The following is a 19,199-nucleotide window of genomic DNA, read 5'->3' as shown; positions in this document are numbered from 1 at the left end:
TCCTATGCTGGCGGTTTTTCATCCCTGGAAAACCGACCATCATGCTGCACCGCGCCCCTGCTGCCCCTGCTGCCCCTGCTACCACCCGCTACCTTCCGATGATTGCCACGATTGCGCTGGCCTGCACGCTCGCAGCCTGCGGCGGCGACCATGACGACGAACCGACGCCCACCACGCTGACGCTGGAAAAAATCGGCAGCTACAACGGCGGCGCCGTTGGCGCGGCCGAAATCACCGCCTACGATGCGGCCAGCAAGCGCCTGTTCGTCGTCAACGGCGCCAATGGCACCGTCGACGTGCTGGACCTGAGCGCGCCGAATGCGCCCAAGCTGCTGGGCACGATCAGCGTGGCGGGCCTCGGCAAGGCCGTCAACAGCGTCGCCGTGCATGACGGCCTGGTCGCACTTGCCATCGAAGCGGCGGTCAAGACCGACCCCGGCACCGTGGCGTTCTACAATGCGGCCGACCTCAAGCTGATCAACAGCGTGAAGGTTGGCGCGCTGCCCGACATGCTGGTGTTCACGCCGGACGGCAGCAAGGTGCTGGTCGCGAATGAAGGCGAGCCAAGCGGCTACGGCGTGGCCGGTACCAGCGATCCGGAAGGCGCGGTCAGCATCATCACCGTGAATCGCGGCGGCGCGCCAAGTGTCGCCACTGCTGACTTTCGCAGCTTCAATGGCCAGGAAACGGCGCTGCGCGCGCAGGGCATCCGCATCTTTGGCCCCAATGCCAGCGCGGCGCAGGACTTCGAGCCGGAATACATCACCGTCAGCGAAGACGGCAAGAAGGCCTGGGTCACGCTGCAGGAAAACAATGCCATTGCCATCGTCGACGTGGCAAGCGCGAAGGTCACGTCGATCAAGCCGCTCGGCTTCAAGGACCACAACGTTGCTGGCTTCGGTCTGGACGCATCGGACGAAGATGGCGGCACCAATACCAACAGCGGCACGCCGGCCACGAAGATCGGCCCGCAGCCAGTCAAGGGCATGTATCTGCCGGACGCGATTGCCGGCTACACGGTCGACGGCAAGCATTACCTGCTGACTGCAAACGAAGGCGACGCCCGCGCCGACTGGCCGGGCTTCAATGAAGAGACGCGCATCCGCGCCCATTGCACGGCAGGGCTGGACCCGAGCGTGTTCCCGAACGCCGGCAACGCGACGTTCGATTCGAACCTGGGCCGGCTGCGCGTGACGACGACGCCCAACGGTGGCGGCATGACCGGCAAGAACGCCGCCGGCCAATGCACCGAGCTGTACACGTTTGGCGGCCGTTCATTCTCGATCTGGGACACCGATATCAAGCGCGTCTACGATTCGGGCGACGAGTTCGAGCGCCGCACCAGCACGCTAACGAATGCGCGCTTCAACGCCAGCAACGACAACAACAATCTCGAAGACCGCAGTGGCTCGAAAGGCCCGGAGCCGGAAGGCGTCGTGGTCGGCAAGTTCGGCGACAAGCAGTATGCGTTCGTCGGCCTGGAGCGCATCGGCGGCGTGATGGTCTACGACATCACGAAACCGGCGTCGGCATCGTTCGTGACCTACCTGAACACGCGTGATGGCGACAAGGGCGACCTGGGACCGGAAGGCTTGACATTCATCCCGGCACACAAGTCACCCAACGGCAAGCCGTTGCTGATCGTCGGTAACGAGGTCAGCGGAACGACTGCCGTCATGCAGGTCAATCTGACGTATTAATTGTCAGAGCGTTTGCCCAGCAGGCTGACACCGATGGCGGCCGCGATCAACGCGGCGCCCACGGCAAGCGTGCGGTCATTCGAGGGCGCAGCTGGCTGAACGTCGCGCCGTGGCCGGGCAGGGGCAGGGCGCTTCACCATGCCGCTGTGCACGCCACTGGCGCCTTGCTGCGGCTCGTACAGCGCGCCCACCGTGTCTTCGGTCGGGTCAGCACGCTTGGCCCAGGTTTCCATGAAGCGGTTCATGCCGGATGCCAGCAGGTCGGGCGCCAGTTGCGTGAGCTTTTTCGTCACGTCGGGCGCGCCCAGCAGCGTGACGGCGCGCGGCTTGCGCACGAGGGCGACGACGGCGTTGGCCACTTTTTCAGGGGCCAGCACGCCCGGCGGATACGACAGCTTGGCGCCCGTATAGTTGGCGGCGTGCTTGAAGCCCGGCGTGTCGACGAACGACGGGTAGATGTCGCACACGTGGATGTCGCGCTTCTTGCCCAGTTCGGCGCGCAGCGCCTCGCTGAAGCCGCGCAGCCCGAACTTGCTGGCGCCGTAGGCCGCTGCGTACGGGGTGGCGACGAAGCCGCCCGACGAAATCATGTTGACCCAGATGCCGTAATCCTGTTCCAGGAAAATCGGGATCACGGCGTGCGCGTCGTTCATGTGCGTGATCAGGTTGGTCTCGATCACCTGGCGGTGGTGCGCGATCGGCACATCGGCGAACTTGCCGACGACACCACTGCCCACATTGCTGAACCAGAGGTCGATCTGGCCGAGAAGGTCGCGTGCATCCTGCGCAAACGCGGCCACGGCGTCGGCATCGGTAGCGTCGACGACCAGCACGTCGGCATGGCCACCGGCCTGGCGGCAGCGCCGGGCGACGTCGTCGAGGCCTTCCTTGCCACGGGCGCCGAGCACGAGATGGGCGCCCTGGCGGGCGAAGGCGATGGCAGTGGCGGCGCCGATGCCGCTGGAGCCGCCCATGATGACGACGCGAAGATGTGATTGGTGCATGGCGTACCCTTATTCAATAATTGACGAGTTCGTAGACCGTTCAATTATTGGGGTATTTCCGCGACGACGTATTTCGAATTCCGCGTGACAAGTTAACGCTGTTGCAAGCGCAGCGCGTCCGTCGCATCGACGGCGCCGGTGACCGTGTCGGCAATCGCGAGCCGGACCGTGAACGTGCTGCCGCGGCCGATACCGTCACTGGCGGCGATGACGTCGCCGCCATGCAGGTCGATGATGCTCCTGACCAGCGCCAGCCCGATACCCAGGCCGCCCTGGGCCCGGTCCGGCGAGCGTTCGGCCTGCGTGAACAGGTCGAACATGCGCGGCAACAGCGACGCATCGATGCCAACGCCATTGTCGCGCACGGTAATCGCCACAGTGTCCGGTTCGCGCGCCACCGTTACCTCGATGCGTCCGCCATGGGACGTGTACTTCGCTGCGTTGTTGAGCAGGTTGGCCAGCACCTGGACTAGGCGGTGCGCGTCGCCGGCAATGTGGGCGCCGGCGGCGTCGCCCGTCACGCTCAGGGTATGGCCGCGCGCCGTGATCAACGGCTGCGACTGCTCGACGGCATTGGCCACGAGCTGCATCGGGTCGAGCAGCGCCCGGTCCAGCTTGATCAGGCCCCGGGTCACGCGCGACACGTCGAGCAAGTCATCGACCAGCGACGTCATGTGGCGCACCTGGCGGCTGATCACTTCGCTCGAGCGCCGTACCCGCTCTTCGTTGGCGGTGCCGAACTTGAGCATCTCTGCCGCTGCGGCGATGGGCGCGAGCGGGTTGCGCAGTTCGTGCGCCAGCATGGCCAGGAACTCGTCCTTGCGGCGGTCCTGATCCTGCAGCGAACCGTACAGCCGCGCGTTCTCGAAACCGGTCGCGGCGATCGACGCCAGTTGCACGAGAATGGCTTCGTCCTCGTCGGTGAAGTCGCCCTCGAACCGGTCGGATGCCTGGATCAGGCCGATGTTCTTGCCCATGCGGTCGATCAGCGGCACGGCCAGCCAGCCGCGCAGCACCGGATGCGCACCGGCATGCTCGCCAAAGCCGCGCCAGGCCGGATGCGCCTCGAGCTGCACTTGCGTGAGGCGCATCACGCGGTTGTCGCGGCACACCTGCGCGTAGATTCCGGAGCCATCTGTTTTGGCATCGTAGCCACGGTAAGCGGCGTACTTGTCCGATAGCGAGACGGCGTTGATTGCCTGGGTCCAGCCGCCCGCTTCGGTCAGCGAGACGACCGCCTGGTGGGTCTGCAGGATGTCGCGCACGGCCGTCACCAGCGCCTGCGCGATGTCTTCGGCCGCCAGCACCGTGTGCAGCGTGCGGGCTGCCTGCGCGACCTTGGCCAGCAGGGCGCTGTTGCGTTTTTCGCGGTCGAGCCGCTGGGCCAGTTCGAGCTCGGCCGAGATCATGTCGTGGATGTCGCTGTTGGCGCCGATCCACTCGCGGATCGTGCCGTCGTCGGCCAGGATCGGGATGCCCTTGACCGCGGTCCAGCGGTAACTGCCGTCGGCACTGCGCAGCCGGTACTTCGTCTCGAACACCGAGCGCGCGGCAACGCAGGCCAGCCACAGAGACTGGGCCGGTGCGCGGTCGTCGGGGTGCAAGGCATCGACCCAGCCGAAATCCTTCCACTCGTCGTAGGTCTGGCCGGTATAGGCGCGCCAGGACGGCGAGTCTTCCAGCACCCGGCCATCCGGAGTATTCGACCAGACGATCTGCGACGTGGCCATCACGAGCGAGCGGAAGCGCTGCTCGCGCAGGCGCAGCGCTCCGTCGGCCGCCATGCGCTCGGTGATGTCCTCGTGCATGAGCATTACTTCGAGCGTATTGCCGTCCTTGTCCTTGATCGGCCGCGCCTTCGCGGTAACCCAGCGCTTCGGACCGTGACCATCGAGCGCGCTGACGTCGTACAGCGCCGCCGGCAATTCAACCCGCTCTCCCTGCAGCGCCCGCGCCAGCAGCGCGGCGATGCCGTTGTCGGCCAGTTGCGGGTCGTGCAGCACGTTGTACTCGCCCAGCACATACGCCATCAGTGGCGTGCCTTCGTGGATCTGCCACAGGTTTTCCCAGGCCTTGTTGACACGCGTGGTGCGCCCCGATGGCGCGAGGATCTGGATGCTGATTGGCGCCTGTTCGAACAGGGCCTGGAAACGGGTGTCGGGCATGCTGGCTGATTCTGATTCTAAGAACGTGGGGTGCGCGGTAGAAGACAAAGCAAACTCGCGCTGATTGGTATTTCGCGACCCGCATGATGTCACAGCCTGGCCACCTTGTTGCGACGATCATTGCGTTGGTGCGTGGATGCCACGCTGGTCATGCCAGGTGCATGATGCCGGACGGCGCTGGCAGGTCGGCTTCACTGCTTGCCGTCGCGCCGTACCGGTTTGGGCAGGCTGATCTGGCGCGTACCGGCCAGGCGGTCATGCAGGAACTGCCGGTCGCGGTCGAGCCAGGCCGTTGCCGCCCAGGCAGCAACGCCGAGTGCAAGCGCGATCGCAATGTCGGTTTTTGCATGCAGCCCGAAGGCCGCGCAGACGATCAGCGCGGGCGCGAACCAGCCCCAGGCTGCCAGGTAGCGCACGATGGCGACGCGCCAGGGCAGGCGGGCATGGCCGGGCTTGACGAGCTTGATGCGCCAGGTCTTCATCGCCAGCGTATGCCCGCTGTCGCGCCAGCACCAGGTGAAGTACAGGCCCGTGATCACGAACAGGTAGACCTTCAGGCCGTGCTGGAAGAGGGGATCCTGGCGGTTGCCGGTAACGAGCAGATACAGCAGGACGGCCAGCATCTCGACCGCGAATAGCAGGAAAAATTCATACACCATCACCGTCAGGCGCCGCTTGATCGTGGGCGTGCCGGAGGCCGCCAGCGCAGCCTCGGGCAGCACGACCGGCGGCTCAGTTGCTGGCATTGGCGGCCTGCGCGGTACCGGGCTGGACGCCTGATGTGGCGACAGCGCCGCCATTCACGGGCGCTGCCGGGGCAGGCGCGGGCGGCGGCACGGTGCTCGGTGTGGGCGCTACGGGCGCCGGTACGACGGCAATCGCCGACGGCGGCGCCGCATCGGGCGTGCCGATCAGCACGCACTCGGCGCCACGGCGCGTCGTGTTTGCCGCACACGGCATCGGCACGACCAGTTGCGGCGAGTCCGGCAACGCGATCGGCACGCTCTTTTGCAGCGTGGAAGGCTTGCTAGCCAGCTTGCGCTTTTCCTCGGCCGACAACTGCTTGTAGTTTTCCCAGTTGGCGGCCTTGTCGCCCTGGGCCAGCTTGTTGGTCTTGCTGAAGTTCTCGCGCGCCAGGTCACGCTGCTGGGGCGTGAGTTTCATCCACTGGCGCATGCGTTCCTGCACGCGTTGCTGCTCGGCCGGAGCCATCGAGGCAAAGCGGGCCGACACCTCGATCCAGCGGCGCTTGCGCGCGCCTTCCATGCGGTCCCATTCGGGGGCGAGCGGTGCAAGCGCCACCTGTTGGGCGCTGCTCAGGTCGCGCCACAGCGGCTTGTCAGGGGCCTTGCGCAGCGGGCGCACGCTCGCGATCGTCTCGGTGGCTGCAGGCAGGATGGACGGTGTCTCAAAGCGATCGACGATCACCCAGGCCAGCGCAGCAGCGGCTACCACACCGATGACGGTCTTCAGCACGGGGAAACGCGATGTCGAGACGTTCTTCTTGGTCATTGCTGGCGCTGCTGCGACTCCAGATAGGCGTTGAAACCCGGGTCGAGATAGGCCGTCAGCGGCAATTCGTCGGCCAGCACAGCGGCGTCGATGTCGGCCAGTGCGGCCAGTTGCTGCTGTTGTTCATGCTCGTAGAAGCCACCCATGCCAATGACCAGCGCCAGGAGCGGCACGGCGATGGCCAGGCGCGACACGGCCGGCCCGGCAAGAAATGCGCCCAACCCGCGCCAGCCGAAGCCGGCTCTGGCGTCGGGCTTCTTGCGCGCCATGGCCGCAGCGCGTGCGGCGGCCAGCCTGTCAACCGTCGAAGCCGGCAGGTGGTCGAGCTGTTCGTCCAGCGCGTGGCGTATCTTGTACGCCAGATTGATGTCGTCGATGTTCATAGTGTGATTCCCTTGGCCTGGAGCGCTGCCGCGAGGGCGTGGGTGGCGCGCGAGCAATGCGTTTTGACGCTGCCCTCCGAGCATCCCATTGCTGCCGCCGTTTCGGCGACGTCCATATCTTGCCAGTAACGCATGAGGAAGGCTTCCCGTTGACGCGTCGGGAGTTTTTGTACTTCGTCATCGATCAAGCGCAAGGTCTGGGTACGCTCGACCTGGTCCGCGCTCGACTCTGCGGCCGCCGAACCCTGCTCGGCCTCGAGTGAGGCGAGTATATCAAAGTCATCATCGTCGTTTCCGTCGCCGCGCCCGAAGCCCGAGAACAGGCTGACCCAGGTATTGCGCACTTTCTCGCGGCGGAAGTAATCGAGGATCGTCGTCTGCAGGATGCGCTGGAACAGCATCGGCAGCTCGGCTGCCGGCTTGTCGCCGTATTTTTCGGCGAGCTTGATCATCGCGTCCTGCACGATGTCCAGCGCCGATTCGTCCTTGCGAACCGCATAGACTGCCTGCTTGAACGCGCGCCGTTCGACATTCTGCAGAAAGTCGTTAAGTTCTTTGTCTGTGGCCATGCAGGTTCAGGGGGAGGCGCGCAAGTGGGTCGTGCTTTAGGGAAAACTGTCGCATCCTAGCAAAAAACCACCCGGCCTGCATCGGAATCGCTCAGCCGCCAGTTCCGCCATGCCCGCTGCATCGGGACCACCGTGCCTGATTGGCAGATGGGCGGGTTCAGGTCCCCCGTTGCGGCATGCCCGTTGCAGAGCCCAGCGACGCAATCCGGTAAGTGGCTTTCTGTCCGCCGTCGTCGGTCATGATGAACTCGGTGCCGTCAGCGCCCATGTTGAACATGCGGCCGGCCCCGGCCGGAATCAGCGACTGCACGCGGCGCACGACGTGACCGGCCAGCCCCTGCGTGCCCTGCGCCACCAGTACCGTGCCATCCCCGCCATCCGTGCCTGGCGCATCCCCGCGCAGGTCGATCAGCGGGATGGCCGCGCCATGCCAGGCCATCGTCGTGCCAAGCGGTGCGTCCAGCGGCACGATCTGTTCGATCGCGGCGAGCGGCAGCGCCTGCAGGCCGGCGGCATCGAACACGACATAGGCTTCGGCATTGCTGGTGCCGGCGCTGGTGCTGGCGGTGGACGTCACGCTGTCGCCGCGCGCCAGCGCCGCCTCGGGATGCCGCGCCAGCAGGCGCGCGACGTCGACCAGCAGCACGGTAGCGCCGCTGGCATCAATCACATTCTCGCCAACCCCGTCCGTGCTGGGCACGCCGGGCCCGAATTCCTCGAGCCGCAGCACGGCCTGCACCGGCACGCCAAGCGTCAGGTCTGCCTGCTGCAGCACGGCGAGCAGGGGCGCAGCAGCGACACGCGTGTCGATGCCTGACTCGTGGAACAGCGCTGCGCTGGCAATCAGCGCCAGCTGGCTGTCGTGCCAGCGGCACCAGGCGCTGCTGCCGATATGCGTCAGCGCCGGCAAGGCCAGCACTTCGGCCAGCGCGTCCGGCCGCACGCCGATCAGGCCGTGGCCGGTGTCGAGTAGCGCGTAGCAGGTGCGTTGCAGCGTGTCGGCCGCGGGCGGGGCAGCGGGCCCAGCGGCGGTGGTGGCCGCCGGGTCCGTGCTCCAGCACAGCGCCAGATCGGTCAGCCGGGTCACTTCCAGCAGGCTCAGAAGCACGCCGTTCCCGACCGGCACGGCGCTGTGAAACACGTCGTCCGGATCGTCGCCGTGATGCAGGCGCTGCAGCGCCGCTGCCTCGACCTCGACCAGCTCCTCGAGCGCATCGACGCGCAGGCCGACCGTGCGGTCCCCGTCGCGCAGCAACAGCAGTTGCGGGACGGCGCCCGCCGGCGCCGCACCGACGTCGAGCCAGCGCGCCAGGTCGACCACCGGCACGGCCATGCCGTCGTGGTCGACCATGCCGAGCAGGGCGTGGGTGCGCAGGGGCAAGCGACTGAAATTCTCTGGCAATGGCAGCGCCTGGAGCACGGCCTCGATCCGTACGCCGATCCCGACCTCGCCGATCCTGATGCGCGCCAGCGTCAGCTGCGCGCTGCAAGTGGCCGGCATGGCCTAGCGCTCGCGCGCCACTGCCTCGAGCTCGGCCAGCAGGCGTGAAGCGTCGCGGGTGGAGTCGGCCTGATGGTGGGTGGCATTGCCAATGCCGGCGATCGAACTGCTGGTAGCGGCGACCGACTCGAGGATGCGCTCGAACGCATCTTCCACATCGCCAGCCAGGCGGGTGCCTTCGTCGACCCGGCTGACCGTCTCGTTGATCAGCTTGGATATCTCGCGCGCCGCCAGTGCCGATTTCTCGGCCAGCTTGCGCACTTCGTTGGCCACCACCGAAAAGCCGCGCCCATGTTCGCCCGCGCGCGCTGCCTCGATCGCAGCATTGAAGGCCAGCAAATGGGTCTGGCCGGCGATGCTGGTAATGGTGTCGATGATTTCGCGCACGTCGCCGGACGATGTCTGGATGGCTTGCATGGCGCCCTTGGAGCGTTCCAGCAGGCGGCTGCCGTTGGCCGCACCGTCCTGGGTACGCGCCGCCATCGCGGCGGAGTCACGCGCGCCGTCGGCGATCGTGGTGATCGAGCGGCCCAGGCCGTCAAGTGCCGTACCGATGGCGTCGATCTTGGCGCTCACCAGTTCTTCGCGCCGCACCTGGGCCGTCACGTCCATCGCGAACTTGACGACCTTGTATGGTTTGCCGGTGGCATCGAGGATCGGATTATAGGTGGCCTGGATCCAGATGTCGGCGTCGTGCTTGCCACGGCGCTGGAAGCGCCCGGCCTGGAACCGGCCCTGGCCCAGATCGGCCCAGAAGTGACGGTATTCGGCGCTTTTTGCCAGTTCCGGGTCGCAGAACAGCGTGTGGTGGGAGCCGACGATTTCGTCTTCGGTATAGCCCATGGTGCGCAAGAAATTCTCATTAGCAGACAAGACATTGCCGCGCATATCGAATTCGATGACTGCCTGCGAGCGTCCGATCGCGTCGAGCTTGCCGCGCGATTCGGCGGCCAGCAGCTTCTGCTCGGTGATGTCGGTGGCGAACTTGACCACCTTGACCGGCTTGCCGTCGGCGTCGAAGATCGGGCTGTAAGTAGCCTGGATCCAGACCGGTGCGCCATCGCTGCGGATGCGCTTGAATTCGCCGGTATGGAACTCGCCCTTGGCCAGGCTGTGCCAGAACATCTTGTATTCGGGCGAGCGCTGGTAGGCGGGTTCGCAGAACATCGCATGCTGGCGCCCGATGACCTGATCCTGCTCGTAACCGAGGGTGAGCAGGAAATTACGATTGGCGTGCAGGATGCGGCCTTCGAGATCGAACTCGATCACCGCCTGTGCGCGGTCGATGGCCGTCATCGCGGCGATGGCCATTTCCTGGAGATTGTCGTGGGGCGCTTGCATAGCTGAATCCGGGGCAGAAGGTGAGCAAAAAAAACGGCATTTCCGAGGCAATAATCTTAAGCGTTTTTTTCTTTAGGGTATGATTTCCATGTAGCAATAGATCGAATTTTACTGCGTTGCGCCCGATTTACAACACGCGCACGTGACTTGCACCAAAAACGAGCGGGTCAGCATCCTGCGCGCTACGCCGCAGTGCGGTGCTTCGGTTACAGCGGCCACTCTGCAAGAGCGCCCTGCAGTTATTGCGCCAACAAAGGTCGCACCTTGTCGAAAGACAAAGCTTGACCAGAATGGTGCGGCGCGGTATGGTGTTCCTCACGCTTTGCACCCTCAAAGCATCAACGTCATGCGGGAGTCGCCCACAACGCCCCGTCCGCCATGGCACGCTTTCATTTGTAGGCAGTTTGCTCCGACCCGTGCCACAAGCGCGAGAGATGCGTCCAACCGCTACAAACACTCAAGCCTAACGAGTTGCGCCCAGCGTCAATGCGTACGGTCCCTACGGCGACCCGAACCATCGACGTGCACGCAGAAAGAAGTGGAGCCTGAGGGTTGTAAGCGCAGCACGCATATCGCCAGGAACGAGCATCCGATCAATCAACCCTATGGGTTTTGAAAGGAATGGTTATGAGTTTCGATCCAACAGTCCCCATCACGGGCGCTGAAATCGTTGTCCGTTGTCTGGCAGAAGAGGGCGTCAAGCACGTTTTCGGTTATCCGGGCGGCGCAGTTCTGTATATCTACGACGCGATCTTCCAGCAAGATAAATTCCAGCACGTTCTCGTTCGCCACGAACAAGCCGCGGTGCATGCCGCCGACGCCTATTCGCGCAGCTCGAACACCGTGGGCGTTGCCCTCGTCACGTCCGGTCCGGGCGTCACCAATGCCGTCACCGGCTTGTCGACCGCTTATATGGACTCGGTACCGATGGTCGTGATTTCCGGCCAGGTGCCAAGCCACGCGATCGGCCAGGATGCGTTCCAGGAATGCGATACGGTCGGCATCACCCGTCCGGTGGTCAAGCACAACTTCCTGGTCAAGGACGTGCGCGATCTGGCGTCAACGATCAAGAAAGCCTTCTTCATCGCCCGCACCGGCCGGCCCGGTCCCGTGCTGGTCGATATTCCGAAGGACATCACGGTCAACAAATGCCTGTTCGAGTACCCGCGCGAGATCGAGATGCGCTCGTACCGTCCAGTTGACAAGGGCCATGCCGGCCAGATCCGCAAAGCCGTCGCGCTGCTGCAGAACGCCGAGCGGCCGATGATCTATGCGGGCGGCGGCGTCATCCTGGCCAATGCCTCGAATGAGCTCAACCGCATGGTGGAGACCACCGGCTTCCCGATCACGAATACGCTGATGGGCCTGGGCGGGTCGCGTTCGTCCGATCCGCACTTCGTCGGCATGCCGGGCATGCACGGCACGTATGAAGCGAACATGGCGATGCAGCACTGTGACGTGTTGATCGCCATCGGCGCCCGCTTCGACGACCGCGTGATCGGCAACCCGAAGCACTTCGCTTCGCATCCGCGCAAGATCATCCATATCGACATCGACCCGTCGTCGATTTCCAAGCGCGTGAAAGTGGATATCCCGATCGTCGGCAACGTCAAGGACGTGCTGATCGAACTGCTCTCGCAGCTCGAGGCCGGTACTGGTCACGCGAATGCGCCTGCGCTGCAAAGCTGGTGGAAGCAGATCGCCGAATGGCGTGGCCGCGATTGCCTGGCGTATGCGAGCTCCGACACGCTGATCAAGCCGCAGTCCGTGATCCAGCAGCTGCACAAGGTCACCGATGGCGACGCGTTCATCACGTCCGACGTCGGCCAGCACCAGATGTGGGCCGCGCAGTACTACCCGTTCGACAAGCCGCGCCGCTGGATCAATTCCGGTGGCCTGGGCACGATGGGCGTGGGCCTGCCATTCGCGATGGGCGTGCAGATGGCCAATCCGGACGCCACCGTCGCTTGTGTTACCGGCGAAGGTTCGATCCAGATGTGCATTCAGGAGCTTGCCACCTGCAAGCAATACCACCTGACGCCAAAGATCATCCTGCTCAATAACCGTTTCCTGGGCATGGTCCGCCAGTGGCAGCAGATCGATTACGGTTCGCGCTACTCCGAGTCGTACATGGATTCGCTGCCCGACTTCGAAAAGCTGGCTGAGGCCTATGGCCACGTCGGCATGAAGATCGAGAAACCGGGCGATGTCGATGGCGCGCTGCACGATGCATTCGCGATGAAAGACCGCCTGGTATTCATGAACTTCATTACCGACCAGAGTGAAAACGTGTGGCCAATGGTCAAGGCGGGCCGCGGCCTGAACGAAATGCTGCTCGGCTCGGAGGACCTGTAAATGCGCCATATTATTTCTGTCCTGCTGGAGAATGAAGCCGGTGCGCTGTCGCGGGTGGTTGGCCTGTTCTCGGCGCGCGGCTACAACATCGAAACGCTGACCGTGGCGCCGACCGAAGACGCGACGCTGTCGCGCATGACGATCGTGACGTCCGGCTCGGACGACATCATCGAGCAGATCACGAAGCACCTGAACCGCCTGATCGAGGTCGTCAAGGTGGTGGACCTGACCGAAGGCCAGCATATCGAGCGCGAGCTCATGCTGATCAAGGTACGGGCGGTCGGCAAGGAGCGCGAAGAAATGAAGCGCACCGCCGATATCTTCCGGGGCCGCGTCATCGACGTCACCGAAAAGACCTACACGATCGAGCTGACCGGCGCCAAATCGAAACTGGATGCCTTCATCGACGCCATCGACCGCGCCTCGATCCTCGAGACGGTGCGCACCGGCGGCTCGGGCATCGGCCGCGGCGAACGCATTCTGAAAGTTTGAGCGACGCTCAACATTACACAATTCAAATTAAATAACAGGATAAAAAAATGAACGTTTTCTACGACAAGGACTGCGACCTCTCCCTCATCAAGGGCAAGAACGTTGCCATCATCGGTTACGGCTCGCAAGGCCATGCGCACGCACAGAACCTGAGCGAATCGGGCGTCAACGTCACCGTCGGCCTGCGCCGCGGCGGCGCTTCGTGGGGCAAGGTTGAGCAAGCCGGCCTGAAAGTGGCGGAAGTCGATGAAGCAGTGAAGAACGCCGACGTCATCATGATCCTGCTGCCGGACGAAAACATCGCCGAGGTCTACAAGCAGAACATCGAGCCAAACGCGAAGCAGGGCGCCGTGCTGGCCTTCGCCCACGGTTTCAACGTGCACTACGGCCAGGTCGTTCCACGCGCCGACCTCGACGTGATCATGGTCGCACCGAAAGCGCCGGGCCACACGGTGCGCGGCACCTACACGCAAGGTGGCGGCGTGCCGCACCTGATCGCCGTGTACCAGGACAAATCGGGCGCTGCCCGTGACATCGCCATGTCGTACGCGATGGCCAACGGCGGCGGCCGCGCCGGCATCATCGAAACCAACTTCCGCGAAGAAACCGAGACCGACCTGTTCGGCGAGCAGGCCGTGCTGTGCGGTGGCGCAGTCGAACTGATCAAGGCGGGCTTCGAGACGCTGACCGAAGCCGGTTACGCGCCGGAGATGGCGTACTTCGAGTGCCTGCACGAACTCAAGCTGATCGTTGACCTGATCTATGAAGGCGGCATCGCCAACATGAACTACTCGATCTCGAACAACGCGGAATACGGCGAGTACGTGACCGGCCCGCGCGTCGTGACCGAAGACACCAAGAACGCGATGCGCCAGTGCCTGAAGGACATCCAGACCGGCGAATATGCCAAGAGCTTCATCCTGGAAAACAAGGCCGGCGCACCGACCCTGATCTCGCGTCGCCGCCTGACCGCCGAGCATCCGATCGAAGAAGTCGGCGCGAAGCTGCGCGCGATGATGCCGTGGATTGCGAAGAACAAGCTGGTGGATCAGTCGAAGAATTAAGTTTGTGGCCAGACCATAGCGTGCGGTGGTGTGGCGTTGGCGATCAACGCGTGGACGGCGAGCCGTCCACCCTACGACCTGCGTATGGCCGGGTTCTCCACGCCACGCCCGACCGTAGGGTGGACGGGTCTCCCGTCCACGCGTTCGTCTGACGGTGCCAACACGTTTCAAAAGCTACTCATTTACAACTGTCCATTACAAAATACCGATGTTTTCCCTGTGCAAGGTATCGTATAACCAAGTCGGACATACGTCGCAACTCACAGGAGAACAACAATGGCATTCACCAAATCCCTCGTCGCCGCCGCCCTCGTGCTGGCCTTCAGCGCTGCCCAGGCGCAGACCGCTCCGTCGACTGCGACCACCGGCACCATGGTCATCGTCCCCGCCTTCGGCGAAGTCAAGCATGTCAATGACGAAGCAACGATCACCTTCGCCGTCGAAGAACACGACAAGGACAAGAACGCCGCCGCCGACCGCGTCAACCGCAAGATGAAAGAGGGCACGGAGATCGTGCGCCGCGCCGATCCGAAAGCCGAACTGAAAACCCAGGGCTACTACACGTACCCGGTGTACCCGGAAGTGCAGCCACAGCCGGTTGGGCGCGTGGTTGCGCCGGTCAAGCCGGTGCCGATCGCCTGGCGCGTCGGCCAGTACCTGGAAGTCAAGACCACGAACCTGGCGGCGCTGCCAAAAACGGCCGCCGCCGCGCAGAAGGTCCTGCAGATCAATAACATCAACTTCGGCCTGACCCCGGCGACCGAGAAGCGTCTCGACGACCAGCGCATCGCCGCCACGTACCAGAACCTGAACGAGCGCATCGTATCGATCGCCAAGGCGATGGGCCGCCAGCCGGGCGACGCGGTGCTCGATACGGTCGACTTCGAAGGCTCGGGCAATTACGCCGGCGATGCAGCCGCGCCTGCGCCGATGATGATGCGTTCGAGCGCCAAGCGCGAGATGGATGACGGCATGGCCGAACCGAGCTTTGAGCCAGGCGAAACCACGCTGCAGATGCGCCTGGTGGGCAAGGTCAAGTTCAAATAAGGCGCAGTCAGCGTTGTCTGTTGATGACGCTGACTGCGATGCAAAACAATTGTTCTGCGGAGCTGACCCGCCCGCCATCCAGTGCCCAGCGCCACCCCAGGTAGTTGGGCAGGTAGCGCGATGCCACCCCGCGAAAGCCCAGTAGCCAGGCCTTGAAGCGCCCGTGGTACGCGTTCACGTTCTGTACGTGGATGGCGCGGCTACCCGAATGCCTGACGCGCACGCCGGCGCGCAGATTGACAGTCTCGTGCGCAATCCTGTGCTTGCGTGCAAAGGCCCGGTACGCGGCGTGGCTGTCGCTGACCAACAGTGCCTGCGGATCGAGTCTGGGCAGCAAATCGCGTTCGAGTTGCGCGGCCGTCAGTGCGCCACGGCCAGTGACGGCATCGATAGTGCGGCCATTCCGGTCGCGCGCCACCAGGATGCAATCGAGATGGCGGGAAATGCCACGTGTGGGCGCGCGGCCGCCCCGTCGGCGTGGCGGGCGGTCGAGCGTGCGTGATCCTTTTTGCGATTCGAGCAGGAATGTCTCATCGGCCTCCACGATGCCATTGAGCGATGCAGGCCGGTCGAGCTTGGCCCAATCGAGAAAGCGGTGACGCCACCGGAATGCCGTGTTGCGGTGCACGCCGACCCGGTCTGCGCCCTTGCGCACGGACAGTGAATCGAGCAGCACCTGCGAATACGCGAGCCATTTGGCCTTGTGCCTGAGCCGCGCCAGCGGCGTGCCGCTCAGGTCGTTGAACGTACGCCCACAGGCGCAGCAGCGAAAGCGCTGCAGATCGTTGGCGAACCCGTGCCGATTGCAGCGTTCGTTGCCACAACTGGGGCAGCAGCGCGCTGGCGCTCTGGCTTGCGCGATGAGCGCGACCACCTGGTCGAGGCCGGCTGCGGGATGCAGGGCGTCGAGCACTTGGCGGCGCTGTGGCTGGTTCAGCGCTGACAACCTGGCAAACCAGTTCTTGAAACGGGGCGCTTTCATGAGCGATTCCTGACGCTGGGGACCGGCGTTGGACCACGAAACCGCTCATCAGTTCATGGCTTGGCTCCATTTAACGTTGACTGCGCCTTCAAGTAGGCGCCATGCAATTGCCAGCTGGGTTAGCGTAGTGTTTCGCTAACACGGGTCCCGCCTCTATAATGGTTGGGAACAGTCGCTCGGCGGCTCACTTGAATACGATTGCTTATGCCAACTTTTCCACGAAGAAGAAAGCCAGGGACCCCGCCCAAAGGTCCACGATTCTCCCGCCTGAAAAAGCGTTTCGCGCCCCGTACGCAAGCACGCGCGGCCGGTGAGCGGAGCCGCGGCATCTACCTGCTGCCCAATGCCTTTACCACCGCCGCGCTGTTCTGCGGCTTCTACGCCATCGTCATGGCGATGAACCAGCGTTTCGATCAGGCCTGCTGGGCCGTGTTCATCGCGATGATCCTCGACGGCCTGGACGGGCGCATCGCCCGCCTGACCAATACCCAGTCCGAATTCGGCGCCCAGTACGACAGCCTGGCCGACATGGTCTCGTTCGGGGCCGCGCCGGCGCTCGTGATGTACGAATGGTCGCTCAACGGCCTTGGCAAGGTCGGCTGGGTCGCCGCCTTCATCTACTGCGCCTGCGCCGCCTTGCGCCTGGCACGCTTCAATACCAATATCGAAGTGGTCGACAAACGCTTCTTCCAGGGCTTGCCCAGCCCGGCTGCAGCGGCGCTGGTGATCGGCTTCATCATGATGATGATCGATCCCGATATCAGCGTCATCCCGCGCAAGGTCGAGTGGGTGTCGTGGGGCATCACGGTCTTCGCCGGCCTGACGATGGTGTCGAACGTGCCGTTCTACAGTTTCAAGGACATCAACTTCCGCAAGTCGGTGCCATTCATCGCCGTGTTCCTGATCGCGCTGGTGCTGGCGCTGCTGGCGATCGATCCGCCCAAGGTACTGTGGCCGATCTTCGTGATCTACGGCCTGTCGGGTTACGCCGTGTATGTGTGGCAGCGTGCAAAGGGCAAGCGGGTCAGCATCATCCCGCTCGACGACGCCGACGACGACCTCCACCGCTGATCACAGGCTGCCTGAACCATGAGAGCTCCTTACTTCGCCGCCTGCGCCGCCACCGTCCTGCTGCTGTCCGGGCTGCTCGCGGCCTGCTCGCCGCTGTCGCTGGTCAATGCGGTCTCGCCGAGCGGCGCCACGCGCACGGTGGCCTCGGCCGCCTACGGTACCAATCCGCGCCACGTGCTGGATATCTACCGCCCTGAAAACTGGACCGGCCCGGCGCCCGTCATCGTGTTCTACTACGGTGGCAACTGGGTCGACGGCGAGCGGGGCGACTATGCCTTCGTCGGCCGTGCGCTGGCCGCGCGTGGTTTCGTCGTGGTCATTCCCGACTATCGCCTGTACCCGCAAGTGCGCTATCCGGACTTCCTGACCGACAGCGCCGAAGCGCTGGCCTGGACGTCGCGCCGGATCAAGGCGTATGGCGGCGATCCGAAGCGCATTTATGCGATGGGCCACAGCGCCGGCGCCTACAACGCGGCAATGCTGGCGCTCGACCCGCGCTGGCTGCGGGCGCAGGGTACGGCGCCGAGCATCCTGCGTGGCTGGATCGGCATGGCCGGCCCCTATAACTTCCTGCCCGTAGAAAATGAAACGACGCGCCCGGTGTTCCTGTACCCGAATACACCGCGCGACTCCCAGCCGATCAACCACGTGACGGTCAATGCGCCGCCCGCGCTGTTGATCGCGGCGCGTAACGATTCGACGGTCGACCCCGAGCGCAATACGGGCGCGCTGGCAGACCGGCTGCGCGCGACGGGTGTGCCGGTGCGCGAGGTGAGCTTCACCGGCGTGAATCACGTCACGCTGCTCGCGACGCTATCGAGCTCGCTGCGCCGTCTGGCGCCATCGCTCGACGCGATCGAAGACTTCGTGCACAGCGACGGCGGGCGCAAGCTGCCGCCCGCGCGCTAGTCGCTTTAAACAGCAGCCCCTACCAGGGGCTGCGTTCCCTTGGCTCGTACATCGGGTCCGGCCCGTTCATCATCTGGCGCACGACGCCCTGTTCGTCGAAGTGAACGTGCATCATCGAGTTCCAGACGCCAGCCTCCTTGTAGCGATACGACCATACCTCGTAGTTCTGCATCGCCACGCGCGAGCGTTCGGCAGGGCGCCCGATCGTGCACAATACCTGCTCCTTGGTGGCTTGGTCGACCTTGAGCGTGGCAAATTTTTCACCGGAAAGCACCTGCTCGTAAGCCGTCAAGCGGCCATCGGGCCCGATGCGCGCCATCCACGTGTACTGGCCCATCGGCCCCGTCGCGTATTCGAGCGAGCGCGCCGCGCCATCGGGATCGACATAGATGGACGTCGGCTTGCCGAGCTTGGCCTGGACCACATCGGCTGTTTCACCCGGCAGCGGGGCAGGGCGGGTGGCGCACGCCGCCAGCAGCAGCGTGGCGGCCAGCGTTGTTATTTTCATCATTGGGTGCATTATTTTGTCCTTTACGTGGCGGCAGGGCAGGCAAACGCTGGTGGGTACCCGCGTTTTGCACTATACTTGCCGGTCTGTCCGAATCCGGGCAGGCATTCAATCAATCACGGTGCGCTGGGTTGCGACTCTTGCACCGCATGTGAAAGGTAACATCATGACCGTAGAAACTCTGAACAAAGCCGCGATTATCGCGGACAACGCACGCGGCGAAAAAGACACCGGTTCGCCAGAAGTGCAAGTTGCACTGCTGACCGCACGCATCAACGACCTGAACGGCCACTTCAAGGCCCACCAGAAAGATCACCACTCGCGTCGTGGTCTGATCATGATGGTCAACCGTCGTAAGAGCCTGCTGTCGTACCTGAAGAACAAGGATCTGAACCGTTACCGCGACCTGATCGCCAAACTGGGCCTGCGTAAGTAATTCGTTTGCGCCAGACGGTTTAAGTCTGAAGATGCCTGCGCCAGTTCTCTGTCGCGGGCATTTTTCGTTTTTGAGCGGTTTGTTTGTTGTTGCAAGGCTGTTCTGCTCGTGAACGGCCCGTGGTGAGAGGTGAACGACAGCACCTGAAAATCTGTCGGCA

Annotated in this window: 18 protein-coding genes; 8 read left to right on the top strand and 10 right to left on the bottom strand. The window is 63.9% G+C overall.

Translation table 11 applies throughout. The features are described from left to right. Nucleotides 1-41: 41 nt before the first annotated feature. Nucleotides 42-1,700, top strand: a complete 1,659-nt coding sequence (locus AC1MGT_RS04205) for a choice-of-anchor I family protein (protein ID WP_499503132.1) — start codon at nt 42-44, stop codon at nt 1,698-1,700. Here AC1MGT_RS04205 and AC1MGT_RS04200 read toward each other — a convergent pair. The 8 genes from AC1MGT_RS04200 to AC1MGT_RS04165 form a co-directional block, all read right to left on the bottom strand. Continuing rightward, nucleotides 1,697-2,704: an SDR family oxidoreductase gene (locus AC1MGT_RS04200; protein WP_499503131.1), complete on the bottom strand. Its 1,008-nt coding sequence runs from the start codon at nt 2,702-2,704 to the stop codon at nt 1,697-1,699. The genes AC1MGT_RS04205 and AC1MGT_RS04200 overlap by 4 nt on opposite strands. A 92-nt stretch (nt 2,705-2,796) precedes the next feature. Beyond that, nucleotides 2,797-4,869, bottom strand: a complete 2,073-nt coding sequence (locus AC1MGT_RS04195; RefSeq protein WP_499503130.1) for a PAS domain-containing sensor histidine kinase — start codon at nt 4,867-4,869, stop codon at nt 2,797-2,799. Nucleotides 4,870-5,060: 191 nt separating this feature from the next. Then, nucleotides 5,061-5,615: an RDD family protein gene (locus AC1MGT_RS04190; RefSeq protein ID WP_499503129.1), complete on the bottom strand. Its 555-nt coding sequence runs from the start codon at nt 5,613-5,615 to the stop codon at nt 5,061-5,063. Further along, nucleotides 5,602-6,381 (bottom strand): DUF3106 domain-containing protein, encoded by a 780-nt coding sequence (locus tag AC1MGT_RS04185; protein ID WP_499503128.1) that lies wholly within the window; start codon nt 6,379-6,381, stop codon nt 5,602-5,604. The genes AC1MGT_RS04190 and AC1MGT_RS04185 overlap by 14 nt, the downstream gene beginning before the upstream one ends. Then, nucleotides 6,378-6,764 (bottom strand): DUF3619 family protein, encoded by a 387-nt coding sequence (locus AC1MGT_RS04180; RefSeq protein WP_332530991.1) that lies wholly within the window; start codon nt 6,762-6,764, stop codon nt 6,378-6,380. Before AC1MGT_RS04180 ends, AC1MGT_RS04185 begins: the two co-directional genes overlap by 4 nt. Continuing rightward, nucleotides 6,761-7,333: an RNA polymerase sigma factor gene (locus AC1MGT_RS04175; RefSeq protein WP_183555366.1), complete on the bottom strand. Its 573-nt coding sequence runs from the start codon at nt 7,331-7,333 to the stop codon at nt 6,761-6,763. Before AC1MGT_RS04175 ends, AC1MGT_RS04180 begins: the two co-directional genes overlap by 4 nt. 157 nt (nt 7,334-7,490) lie before the next feature. Further along, nucleotides 7,491-8,834, bottom strand: coding sequence for a chemotaxis protein CheW (locus tag AC1MGT_RS04170; protein ID WP_499503127.1), 1,344 nt, complete (start codon nt 8,832-8,834; stop codon nt 7,491-7,493). 3 nt (nt 8,835-8,837) lie between these two features. Continuing rightward, the gene (locus AC1MGT_RS04165) at nt 8,838-10,175 is read right to left on the bottom strand and encodes a methyl-accepting chemotaxis protein (protein WP_499503126.1); all 1,338 of its coding nucleotides are present in this window, start codon (nt 10,173-10,175) and stop codon (nt 8,838-8,840) included. 627 nt (nt 10,176-10,802) lie between these two features. Here AC1MGT_RS04165 and AC1MGT_RS04160 point away from each other — a divergent pair. The 4 genes from AC1MGT_RS04160 (at nt 10,803) to AC1MGT_RS04145 (ending at nt 15,133) form a co-directional block, all read left to right on the top strand. Beyond that, nucleotides 10,803-12,530: an acetolactate synthase 3 catalytic subunit gene (locus tag AC1MGT_RS04160; protein WP_499503125.1), complete on the top strand. Its 1,728-nt coding sequence runs from the start codon at nt 10,803-10,805 to the stop codon at nt 12,528-12,530. Next, nucleotides 12,531-13,022, top strand: a complete 492-nt coding sequence (gene ilvN, locus AC1MGT_RS04155) for an acetolactate synthase small subunit (RefSeq protein ID WP_183555358.1) — start codon at nt 12,531-12,533, stop codon at nt 13,020-13,022. A 47-nt stretch (nt 13,023-13,069) separates the two neighbouring features. Then, entirely contained in the window at nt 13,070-14,086 is a 1,017-nt protein-coding gene (ilvC, locus tag AC1MGT_RS04150) for a ketol-acid reductoisomerase (RefSeq protein WP_183555357.1), read from the top strand. Nucleotides 14,087-14,362: 276 nt separating this feature from the next. Continuing rightward, on the top strand, nt 14,363-15,133 hold the full coding sequence (locus AC1MGT_RS04145) for an SIMPL domain-containing protein (RefSeq protein WP_499503124.1): 771 nt from the start codon (nt 14,363-14,365) through the stop codon (nt 15,131-15,133). A 7-nt stretch (nt 15,134-15,140) separates the two neighbouring features. Here the strand turns inward: AC1MGT_RS04145 and AC1MGT_RS04140 are convergent, their stop codons facing one another. Beyond that, nucleotides 15,141-16,115 (bottom strand): IS1595 family transposase, encoded by a 975-nt coding sequence (locus AC1MGT_RS04140; RefSeq protein WP_499503123.1) that lies wholly within the window; start codon nt 16,113-16,115, stop codon nt 15,141-15,143. 204 nt (nt 16,116-16,319) lie between these two features. On the opposite strand from AC1MGT_RS04140, the gene pssA reads away from it, so the two are divergent. Together pssA and AC1MGT_RS04130 are read left to right on the top strand one after the other, a co-directional pair. Then, nucleotides 16,320-17,186, top strand: coding sequence for a CDP-diacylglycerol--serine O-phosphatidyltransferase (gene pssA, locus AC1MGT_RS04135; protein ID WP_332531001.1), 867 nt, complete (start codon nt 16,320-16,322; stop codon nt 17,184-17,186). 18 nt (nt 17,187-17,204) lie between these two features. After that, nucleotides 17,205-18,095 carry an alpha/beta hydrolase gene (locus AC1MGT_RS04130; protein ID WP_499503122.1) on the top strand — a complete coding sequence of 297 codons (891 nt, stop codon included), beginning with the start codon at nt 17,205-17,207 and terminating at the stop codon, nt 18,093-18,095. A gap of 19 nt (nt 18,096-18,114) precedes the next feature. On the opposite strand, the gene bamE is transcribed toward AC1MGT_RS04130, so the two are convergent. After that, nucleotides 18,115-18,606 (bottom strand): outer membrane protein assembly factor BamE domain-containing protein, encoded by a 492-nt coding sequence (gene bamE / locus AC1MGT_RS04125; RefSeq protein WP_499503121.1) that lies wholly within the window; start codon nt 18,604-18,606, stop codon nt 18,115-18,117. A gap of 163 nt (nt 18,607-18,769) precedes the next feature. On the opposite strand from bamE, the gene rpsO reads away from it, so the two are divergent. Continuing rightward, nucleotides 18,770-19,039: a 30S ribosomal protein S15 gene (gene rpsO / locus AC1MGT_RS04120; protein WP_183555352.1), complete on the top strand. Its 270-nt coding sequence runs from the start codon at nt 18,770-18,772 to the stop codon at nt 19,037-19,039. Nucleotides 19,040-19,199: the final 160 nt, after the last annotated feature.

This window comes from Telluria sp. BA11 (assembly GCF_056680305.1).
This window is presented reverse-complemented; position numbering and strand designations above follow the sequence as displayed.